We start from the raw sequence: 18,106 nt of genomic DNA on the forward strand, positions 1-18,106 counted from the left end.
GCCGAAATGTTCTTCTAAAAGTTCTGAATAACATTTATAGACTTATTATTTCTAGAGATAATTTTCCCGCAGATTAAGGAGATTTTCGCTGATTTTCTGCGGTAATCATTTTAATCTGCGGGATTTCTTTTTTCGTAATCAGTACAAGATTCGCCATCCAATTAGATTTGGAATCCTGATGCATTAGTTTAAGATTCCCGCCTATATAGGACTGCCGGGAGTATTTTATTTAATCTCTCTCTACAAACTCTTCCTTAACCAAGCTCCAAAGCAACTTTCTTACTTCTTTGAAATCGTTTAGATAATATTTTGCTTCAGATAAGTTATTACCAACTTTAACGGTAATCGCATCATCTGGCAAGGCCCTGAAGATATCTTCATCGGTGTGATCATCACCAAGGGCTATAATAAAATCTGGTTGTTTGTTGTAAAGCCAATTCAACGCAGCTTTACCTTTATTTACTTCAATGTTCTTGAATTCAATTACTTTATTGCCTGGCATCAATTGCAAACCTTTGTCGGCAGCCAAGATTTTCATGTGGCTAACAATTTCATTTGCCCTTAATTCGCCCAATCCTTCTTCAGCTTTGCGATAATGCCAAACTAATGAATAACTTTTTTCTTCGATAAAAGATCCAGGAGTTCTATCGGTATAAGTTTCCAATAATGAACGAATTTCGCCTTTCCATTGGTCGGTAAGCAGTGGCAAACAATTCCATTTATCGCCCTGAGCTTTTTGCCAAGCACCATGCTCTGCAATCATATCTACTTTTAAATGTCCGAACCATTTTTCAAGTGTTTCATTCCGTCTTCCACTAATAATGACAACTGTATTAGCAGAATCTAAAGTTAGGTTTTCAATCAAATCATAAAGCTCATCATCAGGAGATGCATCGTCGATATTTCCAGTAAAATCTACCAGCGTACCATCATAATCAAGAAACAGTACCCGGTTTTTCGTTTCAGCATATTTTGCAGCTATAATTTCGTTAACAGAATTTACTGCATGTTTTGTTTGTAATGATTTTTGAGAATCTTTCACTTCGTTTAATCTTAAAATAAAATTGTTTACCCAATGTTTAACATTGAATTTTTCTACAATTGCCCGCATGGCTTTCATACGGGTTTGCTGTTCTTCTTGAGGCATTTTTAAGGCCGTAACAATAGCCTCCATAATATCGCCCAAGTTGTTTGGATTAACTATTAGTGCGTCGGTTAACTCCTTTGATGCTCCAGCCATTTCACTTAAAATCAGTACACCATCTTCCTCGTTTCTACTGGCCACGTATTCTTTGCTTACTAAATTCATCCCATCACGCATAGGCGTAACCAGGCAAATATCTGCTGATGCATATAAAGCAGATAACACTTCAATAGGGAAAGATCGGTAGAAGTAATTTACCGGGATCCAATCCATCGATCGGTAACGGGCATTGAGATTTCCAACAAATTGGTCTATCTGTTCACGCAGTTCATGGTATTGAGGAACCGTATCTCTTGATGGAACTACAATCATAAATAACTCAATTTTCCCGATGTATTCGGGATGTACTTGTACGAGCAGTTCAAGGGCTTTTAGGCGCTCTAGTATGCCTTTGCTATAATCCAATCTATCAATGGAAAGAATTATTTTCATATCTTCTTTTCCATTTCTAAAATCTCTTATTTCTTGTTTTACGGCTTCTGTTGTGGTTAATGATGAAAATTTTTCGAAATCTATTCCCATCGGGAAAGCTTCTATTACGATTTGCCTTTCGTTACTGTTGAGCACATTTGATGACGAATTTATCGGTAGTAAACGGGTTGCAGTGCTGATGAAATGGCGAACATCATCATAAGTATGGAAGCCTATTAAGTCTGCACCGATTAATCCGTTCAGTATTTCTTCACGCCAAGGGATTAATCTAAATATTTCGTAAGAAGGAAAAGGGATATGCTGGAAAAATCCGATAGTAGAATTAGGTAATTTTTCTCTCAAAATTCCCGGTAATAAAAGTAATTGGTAATCTTGAATCCATATTTTATCTCTTCTGTTGAGCACCTTCATGGCACTTTTTGCAAACTTGTCGTTCACCGATTTATAGCAATCCCAATAACTTTGCTCGTAATGGGCATAAGTAACCAGGTAATGGAAAACCGGCCATAACACCTCATTTGAAAAGCCTTCGTAATATAAATTGATTTCTTCTTGAGTAAGGAAAACAGGATAAAGATTGAGTTCTCCTAATTTTTGAATTACTTCTTCTTGTCTTTCTTCAGGAACCTCGATTCCTGGCCAGCCAACCCAAATGGAATTGCCTGATTTGTACACGTCTCCCAATCCGGTAGCAAGGCCGCCCTCGCTCGGAATAAAGGTGTACTCGTTATTTTCTTCAATGATTTTAACGGGTAGTCTGTTCGATATTATAACTGTCTTCATGCTTGTATTTGATGTATCCACATAAATAAAAGCCATTTAAACACCTTTTGTTTGAATTTTGTTTGAAAACAAACATTGAAATGATTTAAGAAAAAATATCAATCACAGATGAAAGGCAAAAAAACAGATGAGGAAAATTGATTTTTAATCTGCATCAATTTTTGAAATCCTTTGGTTAAAAAACCTAAACATAGTTAAACACCAATGAAAAAGTTGTTTGCTCATTTGGAGTGGAAACTACTTCGATGCTGCCGCGGTGCATTTTCATAATGTTGCGACTAATGGTTAAACCGATGCCCGAGCCATTTTTACGGGTGGTATAAAAGGGAACGAAAATTTTCTCCAAGTCTTCCGGTGCAATTCCTTTTCCGTTGTCGGTTACATCGATGTAAAGTTTCGTGTTTTCCAAGCGATAACTGACCGAAATGTGTGGATTTTCATTTTCTTCGACTGCATAAATGCCATTGGTAATAAGGTTAATTAGAACTTGTTCAATCAATTTTAAATCAAGTTGAACAGTGATCTTTGAGGAAGTTTGCTCCACCTCAAGCACCACATTTTTAACTTTCGCAAAGGGCTGCATCAACACTTTAATGTGTTTTAAAATTTCCCCAATGGTATGCGATTCTAAATTTGGTGTTGGTAATTCGGCAATCAAGCGGTAATCTTTTACAAAGTCTAGTAAGCCGGTAGAGCGTCGTTTGATGGTTTGTAACGCAGTTTTCAAATCTTCCATTTCATCCAAATCCAAATTCTCTCTGTCCGTTACCATGCTGTTAATCGTATCGGATAACGAGCTGATTGGGGTAATGGAATTTAATATTTCATGAGATATCACACCGATTAATCGATTCCAGGCTTCAGTTTCTTTTTGTTCGATTTCATCCTTAATGTTCTGAAAGCTGATGATGGTGTAATTTTTTCCGTATAGATTTAATGGAATAACCTCGGTAGATAGCTGGATGAACTTTTCCTGAATTTTTAATTCCAGAAACCGTTTTCCGCCTGAAGAAATCTGATCGACTTCATTGGCGAAATTTGGTATGTGTTGTTTGAGGCGATGCCAGTATTTATAAGCAGGAACGCCCAATAGATTCGATGCCGCCTGATTAAAAAAGGCAATCTCTTCATTATCCTGTGCGGTTTTTGTATTATTAACCACAATTACCCCAACCGGAACTTGTTCCAAAATGGTTTTAATCAGCTGAAACATCGCTTCTTGTTCCAATCTGATTTGTTTGTGCACCTGCAGAATTTCGCTGAAGGATTCGTATAACTCAGGGAAACTGCCTTTTGTGGCTTTATTCTTGAAATTCAAAGTATGGTCGCGGGTTTTGACAGCTAAAATGAAACGTTTAATATCCGAACGAATTTCGTTTATGTAATAGTACAGCGAAATTATCGAACCCAATAAAATTAAGCCTACTCCAATAATCGTAAACCATAATTGGGTGTTTTGGATAAGATAGAATAGGAGATAGCCCAGCAAATTAATGAGGAGTAACCTGGATATTAGACGAAAAGTAAATCGTTTGTAGAACATAATTTTAAGGTTAAAGGTTGAGGTTTTTGAGGTAGAGGTTTTGCTTTCGAAACAAACCTTTTACCTATTACGATCTCCCTTAAATTAAATGCCGAATTTTTCAATCCTCCTATATAAAGCCGCTCTGGTTAAACCCAGCTCTGCCGCTGCTTTTGATATATTCCCTTTGTGTTTGTCAATAGCTTTTTGCACCATCATTTTTTCCATTTCGCCGAGCGCCATTTCGTCTGGCATTGATGTGTTTTGTGCAAACCGCTGCGGACTTAATTGCAAATCTGCTTCTGAAATTTCATTTCCATCACTCATAATAACGGCACGTTCCAAAACATGCTGCAGTTCCCGAACATTTCCTGGCCATTTATAATTTAATAAAACATCTTCCGCTTTAGGGCTTAAACTTCGGGTTTCTTTATGGTATTTTATGCTAAAAACCTGCATAAAATGATTGGATAAAAGCAATATATCCCTTCCTCGTTTTCGTAGTGGTGGTAACAGCAGTTCTACTGTATTTATTCTGAACAATAAATCTTGTCTGAAAGTATTTTTGGAAACCATTTCATTCAAAGGCATATTGGTGGCTGTAATTAAACGAACATTTACTTTACGTTCTTTACTTTCGCCAAGGCGGATTACGGTTCGGTTTTGTAAAACGCTTAATAATTTTGCTTGAAGGGGCAAAGTGAGGTTTCCAATTTCATCTAAAAATATCGTTCCGCCATCTGCTAATTCAAAGCGACCAGGTTTATCTTCTTTTGCATCGGTAAAAGCGCCTCTGGCGTATCCAAATAGTTCGCTTTCGAAAAGATTTTCATTTAATGAACCTAAATCTACATGCATAAAAACCTGGTTCTTACGTTGCGATTTGCCGTGAATTTCATAAGCGAAGACTTGTTTACCCGTGCCGTTTTCGCCTAAAATCAAAACGTTGGCATCTGTTGGCGCAACCTTCAGCAGTGTGTTTTGAAGTTGTTTAATTCCATCGGCCTCGCCAACGATATGCTCAAAACCACGTGTCATATCTTTGTGTAGCGAAGTGTGGATTTTCTCTAATTTCTTAACCTTTCTGGTTGATTCGCGAAGTTTCGACGCTGCGGAAATGGTGGCAAAAAGTTTTTCGTTTTCCCAGGGTTTAAGAATGAAATCTGTTGCACCGTTTTTAATCGCTTTAACTGCAAGCTCAACGTTTCCGAAAGCAGTCATTAAAATAACCACATAATCTTTATCAATCGATAGGATGTGTTCCAGCCAGTATAAACCTTCACGACCGTCGCTAGCGCCCTTCTGATAATTCATATCGAGCAAGATTATATCAACCTCGTTTTTACTGAGTAATACATTTATTTCCTTCGGAGATTTACAGGTAATAACTTGCTTCACTTGCTGTTTTAGAAACAAGCGGGCACTTAAAAGAATGTCATCATCATCATCGATGATTAAAACTGTGGCGTTTAACATAGACTTAAATTTTAAAAAAAAACACCCCTTTTCAGAGGTAATGGCATTGTTTTTTTTATACTTTCACTCTCATTGAAGAGCGGGAAATTGTGGTTAGATAGTTTTTATAACCTATTTATATTGTATGTTTTAAAAAACCTCACCCTGTTAAAGGAAGAAGTATTTGGTGTTTTTCTACTTTCACTCGGGATCTAAAGGCAACTGGTTAGAGCAAGTTTTTCTTGTCATTTTATTATGTTCTGCTCTCCGCCCCTCTCTTAAAGGAGAGGGGATGAAGGGGTGAGGTTCTGTCCTCAAAAATAACTAAACTGTCCGCTCCCGCACATAAACTGTCCGATAATGAACAAACTAAAATACTAAAAATTCTTAAGCTATTAATTTTCAGTATTTTATCTTAATTTATATCGTTTGGCACAAGCTTGGCATAACGGAGATCAAACAGTACAACCGAACAATGGACAAAAAAATTGAAAAGAAAAGATTTAGCACTAAAGCCCTGATTATTATTGGTGGAGCACTTGCTTTCGTAGCAATTGTAATTTATGGCTATACTTTATCTTTAAAAAAAACCTACAGTGCAGATGCGGAAAAACTAACTATTAGTAAAGTAGAGTACGGTGATTTTGAAGATGTAGTTTTATTAAATGCAAGTGTTGTACCGTTAACTTCAGTAATTGTAAGTTCATCGGAGGGCGGAACAGTTGCCGAAATTTTTACCGAAAATGGTGCTTCTGTAGTTAAAGGAACACCTTTATTAAGGATTTCGAATTCCAATGCCATGTTGAGTTATACTTCGAGCCAAACCGCTGCCACTGAACAAATTAATCAATTGAGAAAATCGAGATTAGATTTGGAGCAAAATCAAAGGGTTTTAAATCAGGATGTTTTGGATGTTGAAAATAGTTTAAGAACTGCTGCTCGCCAATATCGCTTGGATAGTTCTTTGTTTGCGAAAAAAGTGATTACACTTCAGGAGTTTAACAAGTCTACTCAAGATTACGAATACTATCAGGGAAAACTTAAGATTGTACGCCAGGCAGTAAAACAAGAAAATCAAAGCAGAAGAATGCAACTTTCACAAATAGACCAGTCGATGGGGCAGATGAATGAGAGTTTGGAAATGATTCGGAAAAATATAGAAAATATGACGATCAAAGCGCCGGTTTCTGGTAAATTATCATCTTACGATCCTGTTATCGGAAAATCATACAACTCGAATGAAATGATTGGGAAAATTGATGTTTTGCAAGGTTATAAATTGCAAGCCGGTGTAGATGAATATTATATCAACCGTGTAAAGGAGGGGCAGACTTCCACCTGCGAATTTAACGGAAAAACATATAATTTAACTGTGAGCAAAGTAATTCCAGAGGTTACAGCAGGGCAGTTTCAGGTAGAAATGGTTTTCAAGGGTGCTGCACCGGAGGGTTTGCGTCGTGGTTTATCCCTTCAAACGAAGTTAACTTTGTCTGACAATAGCAAATCTTTACTATTGGCTCAAGGTCAGTTTTTTCAAAGTACAGGTGGTTCGTGGGTGTTTGTGGTAAACAATGGTAAAGCAACCAAGAAAAATGTAAAAATTGGCAGAAAAAACTATCTGTATTACGAAATTTTGGATGGTTTACAAAAAGGCGATGAAGTGATCACCTCATCTTACGATCAGTTTAACCAATACGATCAGGTGGAGATCAGTAAGTAATAGCCCCACCCAACCTCCCCAGAGGGGAGGAGTGCAAGGAGCAAACATAGATAACGAAAAAGCTAAATTGTTAGCACAAATTTAATTAATAAGCACAATACCAAAGCCCTCGCTACTGGGAAGGGTTGGGGCGAAATACTTGATACCAACAAGCTATGATAAAAATAGAAAACTTAGAAAAAGTTTATAAAACTGAAGAAGTAGAAACTACAGCTCTAAACGGAATTAATCTTCATGTAAAAGAAGGTGAATTTGTTTCGATTATGGGCCCATCTGGCTGCGGAAAATCTACGCTTTTGAACGTAATGGGTTTATTGGATAAACCCGAAAGCGGAAGTTACAAGTTTATCGATACGGAACTTTTAACCTTAAACGATAGAGAGCGTTCTAATTTCCGTAAAAGAAATATGGGATTCGTTTTCCAGAATTTCAACTTAATTGATGAGTTAACGGTTTTCGAAAACATCGAATTACCACTCATTTACAATAAAATTCCTGCTGGTGAACGTAAAAAGTTAGTTAACGAAATCATCGAAAGAATGAATATCGTAAATCGTAGCGGACACTTTCCACAACAACTTTCTGGTGGTCAGCAGCAGCGTGTTGCGGTTGCCAGAGCTTTGGTAACCAAACCAAAGTTGGTTTTAGCCGATGAGCCTACTGGTAATTTGGATAGTTCGCATGGTAACGAAGTAATGGAGTTGCTTTGTGAATTAAATGAAACGGGCACTACGATCGTAATGGTAACGCACTCGAGTCACGATGCTAGTTTCTCAAACAGAATCATCAATCTGAAAGATGGCCATGTGATTTCTGAGAAGATAAATAAAAGCCGGAACGAGGAATTGATATAGATGACTTAAAAGTTATGGGTTACCAGTTACCAAGCTGAACTCATACCTAAATCTCTTGCTAATTAAAAATAGTTTTAGTTTAATGATAGGCCAGCCGAATCTTCCTGGATGGGAAGATTTGGGTAAGGCGCTTGAAGGCTAAAAGTCAAACGTAGTAAGTTCTACACACTGTACTTATGACTTAAACTAACCATGTAAAACTCAAAAGATGTTCAAAATAAACTTAAAAATCGCATTGCGAAACCTTTGGAAAAATAAAGGATTTACCATTATAAATGTTGGTGGATTGGCCATTGGATTAGCCAGTTGTATGATTTTGCTTTTATATGTGGCGTATGAGTGGAGCTATGACAAGCACTACGCCAATGCAGATAAGACTTACGTAATCTATCAGAACGCACCTGCAAACGGGAAAATTTTTAGTTTTGCATGGACTCCAAATGTTATGGCTGATGAGGTTGCAACAAAAATCCCTGGCGTGAAATATACCTCACATTCCAGTTACCCAAGTCCAAAATTACTTTCGGTGGGCGATAAGAGAATCAATGCAAAGCTGAACTTTGCAGATCCAAATTTTTTAAAAATCTTCGATTTAAAATTTATTAAAGGAAATGCGGAACGGGCGCTAAAAGATGTTAACACGATCATATTGACCGAATCTATGGCGAAAAAACTTTTCGGTAACGAAGATCCAATTAATAAAACCGTTAAGCTTGAAAATCAGGATGTATTGAAGGTTGAAGCTGTAATTGAAGACGTACCTGCAAATAGCAGCATCACCTATGAGTGCTTGGCTCCCTGGGCACTTTTTTTAAAGCGAGAACCCTGGGCACGTCAACCTAACTGGGGAAACAACATGTGTTTGACCGTTGTTCAGCTTAACAACAACAAGTTTCTGGCTGATGCAAATGCTGATATGAAAGGCATCTACAAGCGCAATCAGCAGGGTAACACTGCCGAGGCACTCTTGTTTCCGTTAATCAAATGGCATTTGTACGATGATTTTCAAAATGGAAAATCGGTTGGAGGTAAGATTGAGCAATTAAAAATTTTCTTATTGTTGGCTTTTTGTATTCTTTTAATTGCTTGTGTAAACTTCATGAATTTATCCACCGCCCGTTCTGAGCGGAGAGCGAAAGAAGTTGGAATTCGTAAAGCTATCGGTTCTACGAGAAAATCTTTGATCGGCCAATTCTTGCTAGAGTCGGTCTTTGTAACGGTATTAGCAGGTGTTTTGGCTTTCATTTTAGTAGAGGTCAGTTTGCCATATTTCAATAATTTGTTAAATATAAGCCTGGAAATCGATTACAATAGCTTCACTTTTTGGGGTACCTTATTTGGTTTAATGATTTTTACGGGATTCATGGCGGGGAGTTATCCAGCTTTGTATTTATCATCTTTTGAGCCGATAAAAGTGTTGAAAGGATTAAAAATTAAATCTGATTCCTCTGTTTCTATCCGAAAAGTTTTAGTAGTTGTTCAATTTGTATTTGCAGCTTGTTTAATCGTGTGTACTTCAGTTATCTATCAGCAATTAAGTTACGTTAAAAATAAGCCGATAGGTTATGATAAATCAAACCTTGTCCAAATTGCGGTTCAAGGTAAAATGGGTAACCGAAGCAAGTTGGAGCTGCTTAAAACCCAAATGTTAAAGTCTGGTGCGGCAACGGGAGTAACCTTTTTTAGTAAAGACATTACGGCAAGTGGTAATAATACAACAGATGTTCATTGGCAAGGCAAAACAGCTGGAGAATCTATTTTGTTTAATAACCGAGGAATTGGAAGTGACTTTATTGCAACAATAGGCACGGAATTAGTTGCCGGAAGAACAGTAGAAACAGAATCAAAAAGAGATAGCAACAACATCATGCTTAACGAGGCTGCCGTTAAAATGATGAATCTAAAAAATCCTGTGGGAGCTAGAATTAGATTTTGGGATGTAGAAAAAACAAATGTTGGTGTGGTGAAAGATTTTGTGGTGGAAAGCGTTTATCAAAAAGTTGCACCCATGATTTTTTATCCAAGTTATATGGATGATGTTCAGGTAATCCTTGCTCGTTTAAATCCTAACCAAAATATTAGTTCTTCGTTAGCAACCATAGATAATTTAATTAAACAGATAGAACCCGATTACCCGGTAAAAAGAAGGTTTGTTAATGAATCTTTTGAATTGAAATTTCAAAATGAGAAATTACTGGGTACACTTTCAAACTGGTTCGGAGGTTTTGCAATCTTTATTTCTTGCTTGGGTTTATTGGGTTTAGCGCTTTTCATGGCTGAGCAACGTAAGAAGGAAATCAGCATTCGCAAAGTGCTGGGCGCTAGTACTACAAATATTCTTACACTTTTAAATAAGGATTTTATAAAACTGGTGGCGATATCAAACTTAATGGCCTTTCCGTTAGCCTACATTATTATTAACAAATGGCTGTCTGCTTTTGAATATAGAATTGCAATTTCAGCAATACCGTTCGTGATTGCAATTGGATTGTCTGTTTTAATAGCCATTTTAACAGTAAGCATCCAATCGATAAAAGTAGCAAAAGCTAACCCTGTGGATGCACTTAAATATGAATAATTAACCCCTCCCAACCTCCCCGGAGGGGAGGAGTTGCAAAGTTTTATACCTTTTGAAGCGAACAAATAATGTTAGTAGAAATAAAATTTTTTAACCACAAACAAAAGTCCTCCCTTCCGGGGAGGATTTAGGAGGGGCTTTATGTTCAAACTTAACCTAAAAATCGCATTGCGAAACCTTTGGAGAAACAAATTCATCACAGCTATTAATGTTGGTGGTTTAGCTATCGCTTTGGCTGCGTTTATTTTGGTGGCCATGTATTTTGCATATGAAACCAGTTTCGATAAATCAAATCCAAACTATAAGGATATTTATGTGGTAGGGGTAACGTATCCCGAGTTTAGAACCAATTACATTGCGGCCCCATTTGCAAAAGCCATCAAACAAACTTATCCCGAAGTGGAATCAGTTGGTTTAATAAAAGAAGGCTCCTTCGAACTGACCATTAAAAATGGAAATAACACACTTTTCACCAAAAATATCCTGGCTGTAGACTATAATGCAGCAAAAATGCTAAACATTGTGCCAGAAAACGGTCTGACCAAACCGTCAGGAGATATAGAAAGACTCAATTATCTGAGTAAAGAAAGCATGAAAACACTTTTCCCTGCTAAAACAGATAACAAGCCCGAAATAGTTGGTTATGGAGCGAGCAACTCGGGGATAACGGGCACTATAGCGGGCACTATTGAAAGGAAAAAACATTCTAACTTTAACTTTGATGGGGTTTCTTTGGCCGCCGAACTCGGTGAGCACGATAATTACGATATGAATGATTATTCCATCTATCTGAAGCTAAAACCTCATGTAGATGTTGCAAACCTTGAACGAAAAATAAGTGATTTATATAGATACGAACTATTGAAAGTTGATGCCAAAAAGGAGTTAGCTGAATTAAAAACCATCTCTATATTTTTAGATCCACTGGCAAACTTACACCTGCGGCCCAAAGCAGGCAACGATTTGCCATATAAAACTTTGATGGCGCTTTCCATACTCGGATTTTTAATTCTAGTGATTGCGTGTATAAATTTCACCAACCTGAGTATTGCCCAGGCCAGTAAACGAGCCAAAGAAGTTGGCGTTAAAAAAGTAATGGGTGCCTACCGTTCTCAGCTTAGCCTACAATTTCTTACCGAAATATTTATCCAGTGCTTTATCGCTACCGTACTGGCTTTAATTTTAGTAGAATTAGTGTTACCTCAATTTAATAATCTATTTCAGGTTAACCTTTCCGTTTGGCAAATCGATAATGGATTAATTTGGGAGCTACCACTAATTTTAGTCATCATCACACTGATAGCAGGCACGTATCCCTCTATGGTTTTATCTGGCTTTAAACCGGCTTTAGTGTTAAAGGGAAATTTTGCTGCCAGCAAACAAAGCTCTTGGTTGCGAAACGGATTACTGGTTTTCCAGTTTAGTATTGCAGTAATTTTTATTATCGGCTTGCTAATTATCAATTCACAATTGAAATACATGCGAACGCAGGATGTTGGGTTTAATGCTAATCAGGTTGTTTACATCAAAAACCTAACGCTCTTTAACAATCCAGCTAAATTTGGTTCAGTCAGTTTTAATCCAGTAAGAGATAGATTAATGCGAATTCCAGGCGTAAAATCTGCTACGGTTGCAAGCTTTATCCCTGGTGGTCAGAACGGAATAAATAATTATGCTTATAAAGCTACCAAAGCAAACATTGATTTCGTAAACGTAGATTTTGACTACTTTGAAACGCTGAATATCAAATTAAAAGAAGGCCGCTTTTTCTCAACCACCTTTACAACCGATACTATCAATTCTGCCATCATTAACGAAAGTGCAGTAGCAAAATATGGTATAAAAAATCCTGTTGGCCAGATTATTAAGGGCTGCGGTATCGATTATAAAATTGTTGGTATAATTAAAGATTTCAAAACCCAGGGTTTTGAAAGTAAGGTACAGCCTACAATATACACGATTAAGGACCCTTGTGGAAGTTATAAAACACATATCTTGCTGAAGATTGAGGAAAACAAAATGGCTTCGGCTTTGGTCGCTTTGAAATCGCAATGGCCTCAAATAAATCCTAAAGATGGAGAAGATTTCAGGTACGAATTTCTAGATGAGCTTTATGGCAAACTATTTAAAAAGCAAGAGCAACTACAAACGGTGTTTTTCGCAGCGGCTATGCTAACCATCTTTATTGCAATTCTAGGTTTGTTTGCCTTTGCAAAATATATCACCAACAGCAGAATCAAAGAGATCGCTGTGCGCAAAATATTAGGAGCAAGCGATATTCAGATTTTCAAATTGATTAATAGTTCGTTCTTTATAATGGTGCTCTTAGCCAATTTAATTTCCTGGCCGGTGGCTTATATCCTGACTAAAAAATGGCTGGAAACCTTTGCCTACCGAATTGATTTATCCATGCTGCCGTTTTTGCTAAGTGCTGCCATTACCATTTTATTAACGGTGATTACCGTCAGCATTCAGGCCAAAAAAGCGGTAAGCGCTAATCCTGTTGATGCTTTGAAATATGAATAATTAGCCCCACCCAACCTCCCCAGGAGGGAGGAGCTGCAACGTTTACACCTTTTGAACCGAACAAATAATGTTAGTAGAAATAAAATTTTTTAACCACAAAAAAAAGTCCTCCCTTCAGGGGAGGATTTAGGAGGGGCTTTATGTTCAGATTAAACTTAAAAATCGCTTTGCGAAACCTTTGGAAGAATAAAATTTCATCTTTCATTAATGTAATCGGTTTGGCTATTGGCCTTGCGGCTTGTTTAATGTTGCTGCTCTATGTATCATACGAATGGAACTTTGATAAGCAAGCCAAAAACTGGCAAAATGTTTATATAGCGATGACCAACGTTCCGGGTGAAGGTGGAAAAATTGGTGGCACTTTTTATGGTTCAACCACTGCGTTAGGTCCGCTGCTGAAGGATAAATTGCCGGAAGCGAAATATGTAGCACGGATGGATTATGGCAGAAAAAGCCTCATAGCAAATGGACGAAACAGCTATAAAAAAGATTCAAAATTTGCCGAGCCCGATATTCTCAAAATGTACGATTATGAGTTTATTTACGGGGATGCTAAAACTGCGCTAAACAATCCACTTTCAGTAATTTTAACAGAAAGTACGGCGAAAACGCTCTTCGGAACCAATGATGTTCTGAATAAATCTGTTCGTTTTCAAGACAAAGAAAACTTAACAATTACCGGAGTAATTAAAGATTTGCCAGAAAATAGTTCTAACAGGTTCGATTTTTTAATGCCCTGGTCGTTTTACGAAATTGTTGATGAAAGCGCCAAAGATTTAAACTGGACAAATTACAGTTTCGTAACGATGGTTACCCTAAATGCTGATGCCAATATTGATTTGGTAAATCGTAAAGTAGACGAATTGGTCAAAAAAAGCGCCGAACAAACCGAGCAATCGCAACCAAACTTTTTATACCAAGCCAGTAAGCTTCACTTATTTGGTAAATTTGAAAACGGGAAACCAGTTGGAGGAGACATTGAGCAAATCTGGCTTTTCATGGGGTTAGCATTTGGGATATTGCTTATTGCCTGCATCAATTTTATGAACATGGCAACTGCCAAATCAGAGAAAAGAGCTAAAGAAGTTGGAATTAAGAAAACCATCGGGGCAAATCGAACCTCGTTAATTCTCCAGTTTTTAACCGAATCAATGGTGCTTACATTGGTTGCTGTAGTAGTTGCAATTGCTTTGATAGAACTTTGTCTGCCTGCATTTAATCAGTTACTCAATATAAATCTTGGAATTTCGTATTTCAATACCGCAAGTTGGGTAGGTATAATGCTCATTGTAATTGCAACTGGTTTAATTGCCGGTAGCTATCCTGCGTTCTATCTATCTTCTTTTAACCCAATCCAAACACTAAAAAAGAAAATCAAGGCCAGAGCATTTTTAACGATAAGTTTAAGGCAAGTGTTAGTGGTAGGTCAGTTTTGTTTTGCCATTATCTTGATTATTGCCACTTTGGTTATTTATCGTCAAATCCAATTCATCAAAAATAAGCCGGTTGGTTTTGATGTAAATGCCCTGGTAGAAATTCCTCAAGATGGTGAGTTGAAAGGTAAGTTTGAACTGTTCAAAACCGAAATGCTGAAGTCTGGTGCAGTAACATCAATGTATCAATCATCCGTTAGCCTTTCTCACCGCGGTCGGAATTTTATGGATATTAAATGGGATAGGATGACAAAGCCCGAAAATACGGTGATGTTTAACCAGGTAGCCACCTCTTACGATTTCACCAAAACCAACGGAATTAAATTGCTGGAAGGAAGAGATTTTTCTAAAAACTTTGCTTCAGATACCAGTGCATTACTGGTAAGCGCCTCGGCTGTAAAAGTGTTTGGCTATAAAAATCCTATTGGCAAAAGGGTAAATCTTTTTGGTACAAATGCTTATATCATCGGAGTATTTGATGATTATGTGTGGGATTCGCCATATAAATCCAATAATCCACAGGTGGTTTTCTTAAATCCTGCGCAAACAGGCACCATCACGATGCGCTTAAATAGCGCCAATAATCTGCAAAGTAACATCGAAACCATCAGTAGAATTACGAAGGCTTTCAATCCTGCTTATCCAACAGAAATTACTTTTATAAATTCATTATACCAGGAGAAATATAAGTCAGAAAAGACCTTGGGTATTCTTTCCAACCTGTTCGGCGGGCTAGCGATTTTCGTATCCTGCCTGGGTTTATTCGGTTTGGTTGCCTACAGTGCCGAGCAACGTACTAAAGAATTTGGCGTGCGCAAAGTGCTTGGCGCATCGGTTGCTAATTTGATGCAATTGCTTTCACTTTCATTCATTAAGATGATTTTGGTCGCCATTGTTGTTGCTGTGCCAATTAGTTATCTGGCGATGAATAAATGGCTCGAAAATTTCGAATTCCATACCGAGATATCCTGGTGGATTATCCCCGTGGCAGCAATAGGAACGCTATTAATAGCTTTAATTACGGTGAGCTTTCAAGCATATAAAACAGCAAAAGCCAATCCGGTTGATGCTTTGAAATACGAATAGAATCGAGTTAACAGTTGCGGGTTACCAGTTATAAGTCTGGGCTCGCAACAGGTAACACATAACCTATAACCAATTATGTTCAAACTTAACTTTAAAATCGCATTGCGAAACCTTTGGAAAAACAAGGGGTTCAGCTTGATTAATATCGGTGGATTAGCTATCGGATTGGCGAGCTGTATGCTATTATTGCTGTACGTTTCTTACGAGTTTAGTTTTGATAAACAGTATGAAAACTACAAAACGACTTACGTAGCGCATACCAATATGACGGCCAATGGAAAAGTGCATACCTGGGCCTGGACGCCTGGGTTGTTAGCGCCAGAATTAAAAGCCAAATATTCTGCAGTAGTAAACGCAGCAAGATCTTCCTACCCATTTGAGCAACTAATCAGCTACGATGATAAAAAAATAAAGAATAAAGGTTTATTTGCCGATCCGGAATTTATCAAAATACTTGATTACAAGTTTTTAAGTGGCAATGCTATTTCTCCATTAAATAATATCAATAGTGTTATTCTGACTCAATCACTATCGCATAAATTATTTGGGAACCAAAATCCACTTGGTAAAATCGTAAAACTTGATAATGAAGGTGGATTAAAAGTTGAAGCCGTTATCGCTGATTTACCAGAAAACACCAGCATCAAATTTGATTATTTGATGCCTTGGAAATTGAATGAACAAAGACAAAAATGGATCAAAGAGCAAGGCTGGGGAAGTAACTTCTGTTTAACCATTGTGCAACTTCAAAATAGTAGCCTATTGGATCAGGTAAACGCTGCTGTAAAAGGAATCTATCAAAGAAATCAAAAAGGCTTATTAAATGAACTTTTTCTGCATCCACTTTCCAAATTACACCTTTACAATGAGTTTGAAAACGGTAAATCTGCGGGAGGAAAAATAGACAAGTTACGAGTTTTTTTCATGCTCGCCATCTGTATCCTGCTGATAGCTTGTGTAAATTTTATGAATTTATCTACCGCCCGGTCAGAGAAAAGAGCAAAAGAAGTTGGTGTTCGTAAAGCAATAGGGTCTAGCAGAAAAGCACTTGTTGCACAGTTTATTTTAGAAAGCACGTTACTTGCCCTCATCGGAACAATAATCGCTTTTATTTTAGTGGAAATTAGTCTTCCATATTTTAATTCCATCCTAAATATCAACTTAATAATTCAATACAACAATTGGCGATACTGGCTTACCTTGTTAGGTTTGGTGGTATTTACAGGGTTGCTTGCAGGCAGCTATCCTGCATTCTATCTCTCATCTTTCGATCCCGTTAAGGTGCTGAAAGGTTTCGGCGTAAAAACGGGTTCAGCCATTTCTGTTAGAAAAGTACTTGTTGTTTCTCAATTCGTATTTGCAGCATGTTTAATTGTTTGCACATTGGTAATTTATCAGCAGCTAACCTATATTAAAAATAAACCATTAGGTTATAGTCAAGGGAATTTAGTTCAAATGGCAGCTTTAGGTAACTTAAGGCAAACGAGTAAACTTGAACTTTTAAAAACCAAGATTTTGAAATCTGGCGCTGCGACCAGCGTTTCTCTGCTGAGTATGAATATTGATGAAGGAGGAAATAACACATCAGATATCAATTGGCCTGGAAAAAATCCTAACGACAAAGTTTTATTTAATCAACGTGGAATTGGTTACGATTTTATTGCAACTACCGGCACCGAGATGGTTGCAGGAAGAGAATTTAAAATCGAATTTCCTGGCGATTCGAATAAAGTGTTAATCAATGAAGCTGCAGCCAAAATCATGGCGCTTAAAAACCCGGTAGGAACAGTGATTGATTATGGAGAATATAAATGTACCATTATTGGTGTGATGAAGGATTTTGTCGCAGAATCACCCTATCAAAAAGTTGCGCCCATGATTTTCAACAGGGCCTATCATGACGATGGCGGTGTAATTCTACTTCGCTTAAATGAAGCTGCAAATATAAGTGCCTCTTTATCAAAAATCGATGCAATGGTGAAAGCAATAAATCCTGATTATCCGGTAGATCGGGTATTTGTAAGTGATTCATTTGAAGAGAAATATAATTCTGAAAAGCTTTTAGGAACGCTCTCTAATTGGTTTGGGAGTTTTGCAATTTTTATTTCTTGCTTAGGCTTACTTGGATTAGCATTGTTTATGGCAGAACAGCGCAAAAAGGAAATTAGCATCAGGAAGGTGTTAGGCGCTAGCACAAGCCATATACTTACCTTACTCAACAAAGATTTTGTCAAGTTAGTAGCTATTGCCAATCTGATTGCATTCCCTTTAGCGTATGTCATCATAAACAAATGGTTGTCGGCATTCGAGTATCGGATCAACATATCGGTATTGCCTTTTGTGATGGCCTTCGCGGTTTCTTTCCTGATTGCCGTTTTGACGGTCAGTATTCAATCGATAAAGGTTGCAAAAGCAAATGCCGTCGATGCACTTAAATACGAATAGCCTGTCCGTTCGATTTTGAACAAACATTTGTTCGGAATCGAACAGTTTATATTGCTGATTAATTGTAA

General features: G+C 37.4%; 9 protein-coding genes. 6 read left to right on the forward strand and 3 right to left on the reverse strand.

Annotated elements, in window-relative coordinates; all coding sequences use genetic code 11:
* Positions 1-229: 229 nt before the first annotated feature.
* From ASE92_RS08590 to ASE92_RS08600, 3 genes are all read right to left on the reverse strand, one after another.
* A complete protein-coding gene (locus ASE92_RS08590) occupies positions 230-2,419 on the reverse strand; it encodes a bifunctional alpha,alpha-trehalose-phosphate synthase (UDP-forming)/trehalose-phosphatase (RefSeq protein WP_235527324.1) in 2,190 nt (729 codons plus the stop codon).
* A 184-nt stretch (positions 2,420-2,603) separates the two neighbouring features.
* Positions 2,604-3,962 (reverse strand): PAS domain-containing sensor histidine kinase, encoded by a 1,359-nt coding sequence (locus ASE92_RS08595; protein WP_056849695.1) that lies wholly within the window; start codon positions 3,960-3,962, stop codon positions 2,604-2,606.
* Between the two features lie 84 nt (positions 3,963-4,046).
* Positions 4,047-5,417 carry a sigma-54 dependent transcriptional regulator gene (locus ASE92_RS08600; protein ID WP_056849696.1) on the reverse strand — a complete coding sequence of 457 codons (1,371 nt, stop codon included), beginning with the start codon at positions 5,415-5,417 and terminating at the stop codon, positions 4,047-4,049.
* Between the two features lie 454 nt (positions 5,418-5,871).
* Here ASE92_RS08600 and ASE92_RS08605 point away from each other — a divergent pair, with 454 nt between their 5' ends.
* The 6 genes from ASE92_RS08605 (at position 5,872) to ASE92_RS08630 (ending at position 18,038) form a co-directional block, all read left to right on the forward strand.
* Positions 5,872-7,116, forward strand: a complete 1,245-nt coding sequence (locus ASE92_RS08605) for an efflux RND transporter periplasmic adaptor subunit (protein WP_056849697.1) — start codon at positions 5,872-5,874, stop codon at positions 7,114-7,116.
* Positions 7,117-7,271: 155 nt separating this feature from the next.
* A complete protein-coding gene (locus ASE92_RS08610; protein WP_010602884.1) occupies positions 7,272-7,970 on the forward strand; it encodes an ABC transporter ATP-binding protein in 699 nt (232 codons plus the stop codon).
* A gap of 208 nt (positions 7,971-8,178) precedes the next feature.
* Positions 8,179-10,548: an FtsX-like permease family protein gene (locus tag ASE92_RS08615; RefSeq protein ID WP_056849698.1), complete on the forward strand. Its 2,370-nt coding sequence runs from the start codon at positions 8,179-8,181 to the stop codon at positions 10,546-10,548.
* A gap of 141 nt (positions 10,549-10,689) precedes the next feature.
* The gene (locus tag ASE92_RS08620; protein ID WP_056849699.1) at positions 10,690-13,074 is read left to right on the forward strand and encodes an ABC transporter permease; all 2,385 of its coding nucleotides are present in this window, start codon (positions 10,690-10,692) and stop codon (positions 13,072-13,074) included.
* Positions 13,075-13,214: 140 nt separating this feature from the next.
* Positions 13,215-15,593: an ABC transporter permease gene (locus ASE92_RS08625; RefSeq protein ID WP_056849700.1), complete on the forward strand. Its 2,379-nt coding sequence runs from the start codon at positions 13,215-13,217 to the stop codon at positions 15,591-15,593.
* Between the two features lie 75 nt (positions 15,594-15,668).
* Entirely contained in the window at positions 15,669-18,038 is a 2,370-nt protein-coding gene (locus tag ASE92_RS08630; RefSeq protein ID WP_056849701.1) for an ABC transporter permease, read from the forward strand.
* Positions 18,039-18,106 lie beyond the last annotated feature (68 nt).

This window comes from Pedobacter sp. Leaf41 (genome assembly GCF_001422545.1).
In the GTDB taxonomy this organism is placed as follows: domain Bacteria; phylum Bacteroidota; class Bacteroidia; order Sphingobacteriales; family Sphingobacteriaceae; genus Pedobacter.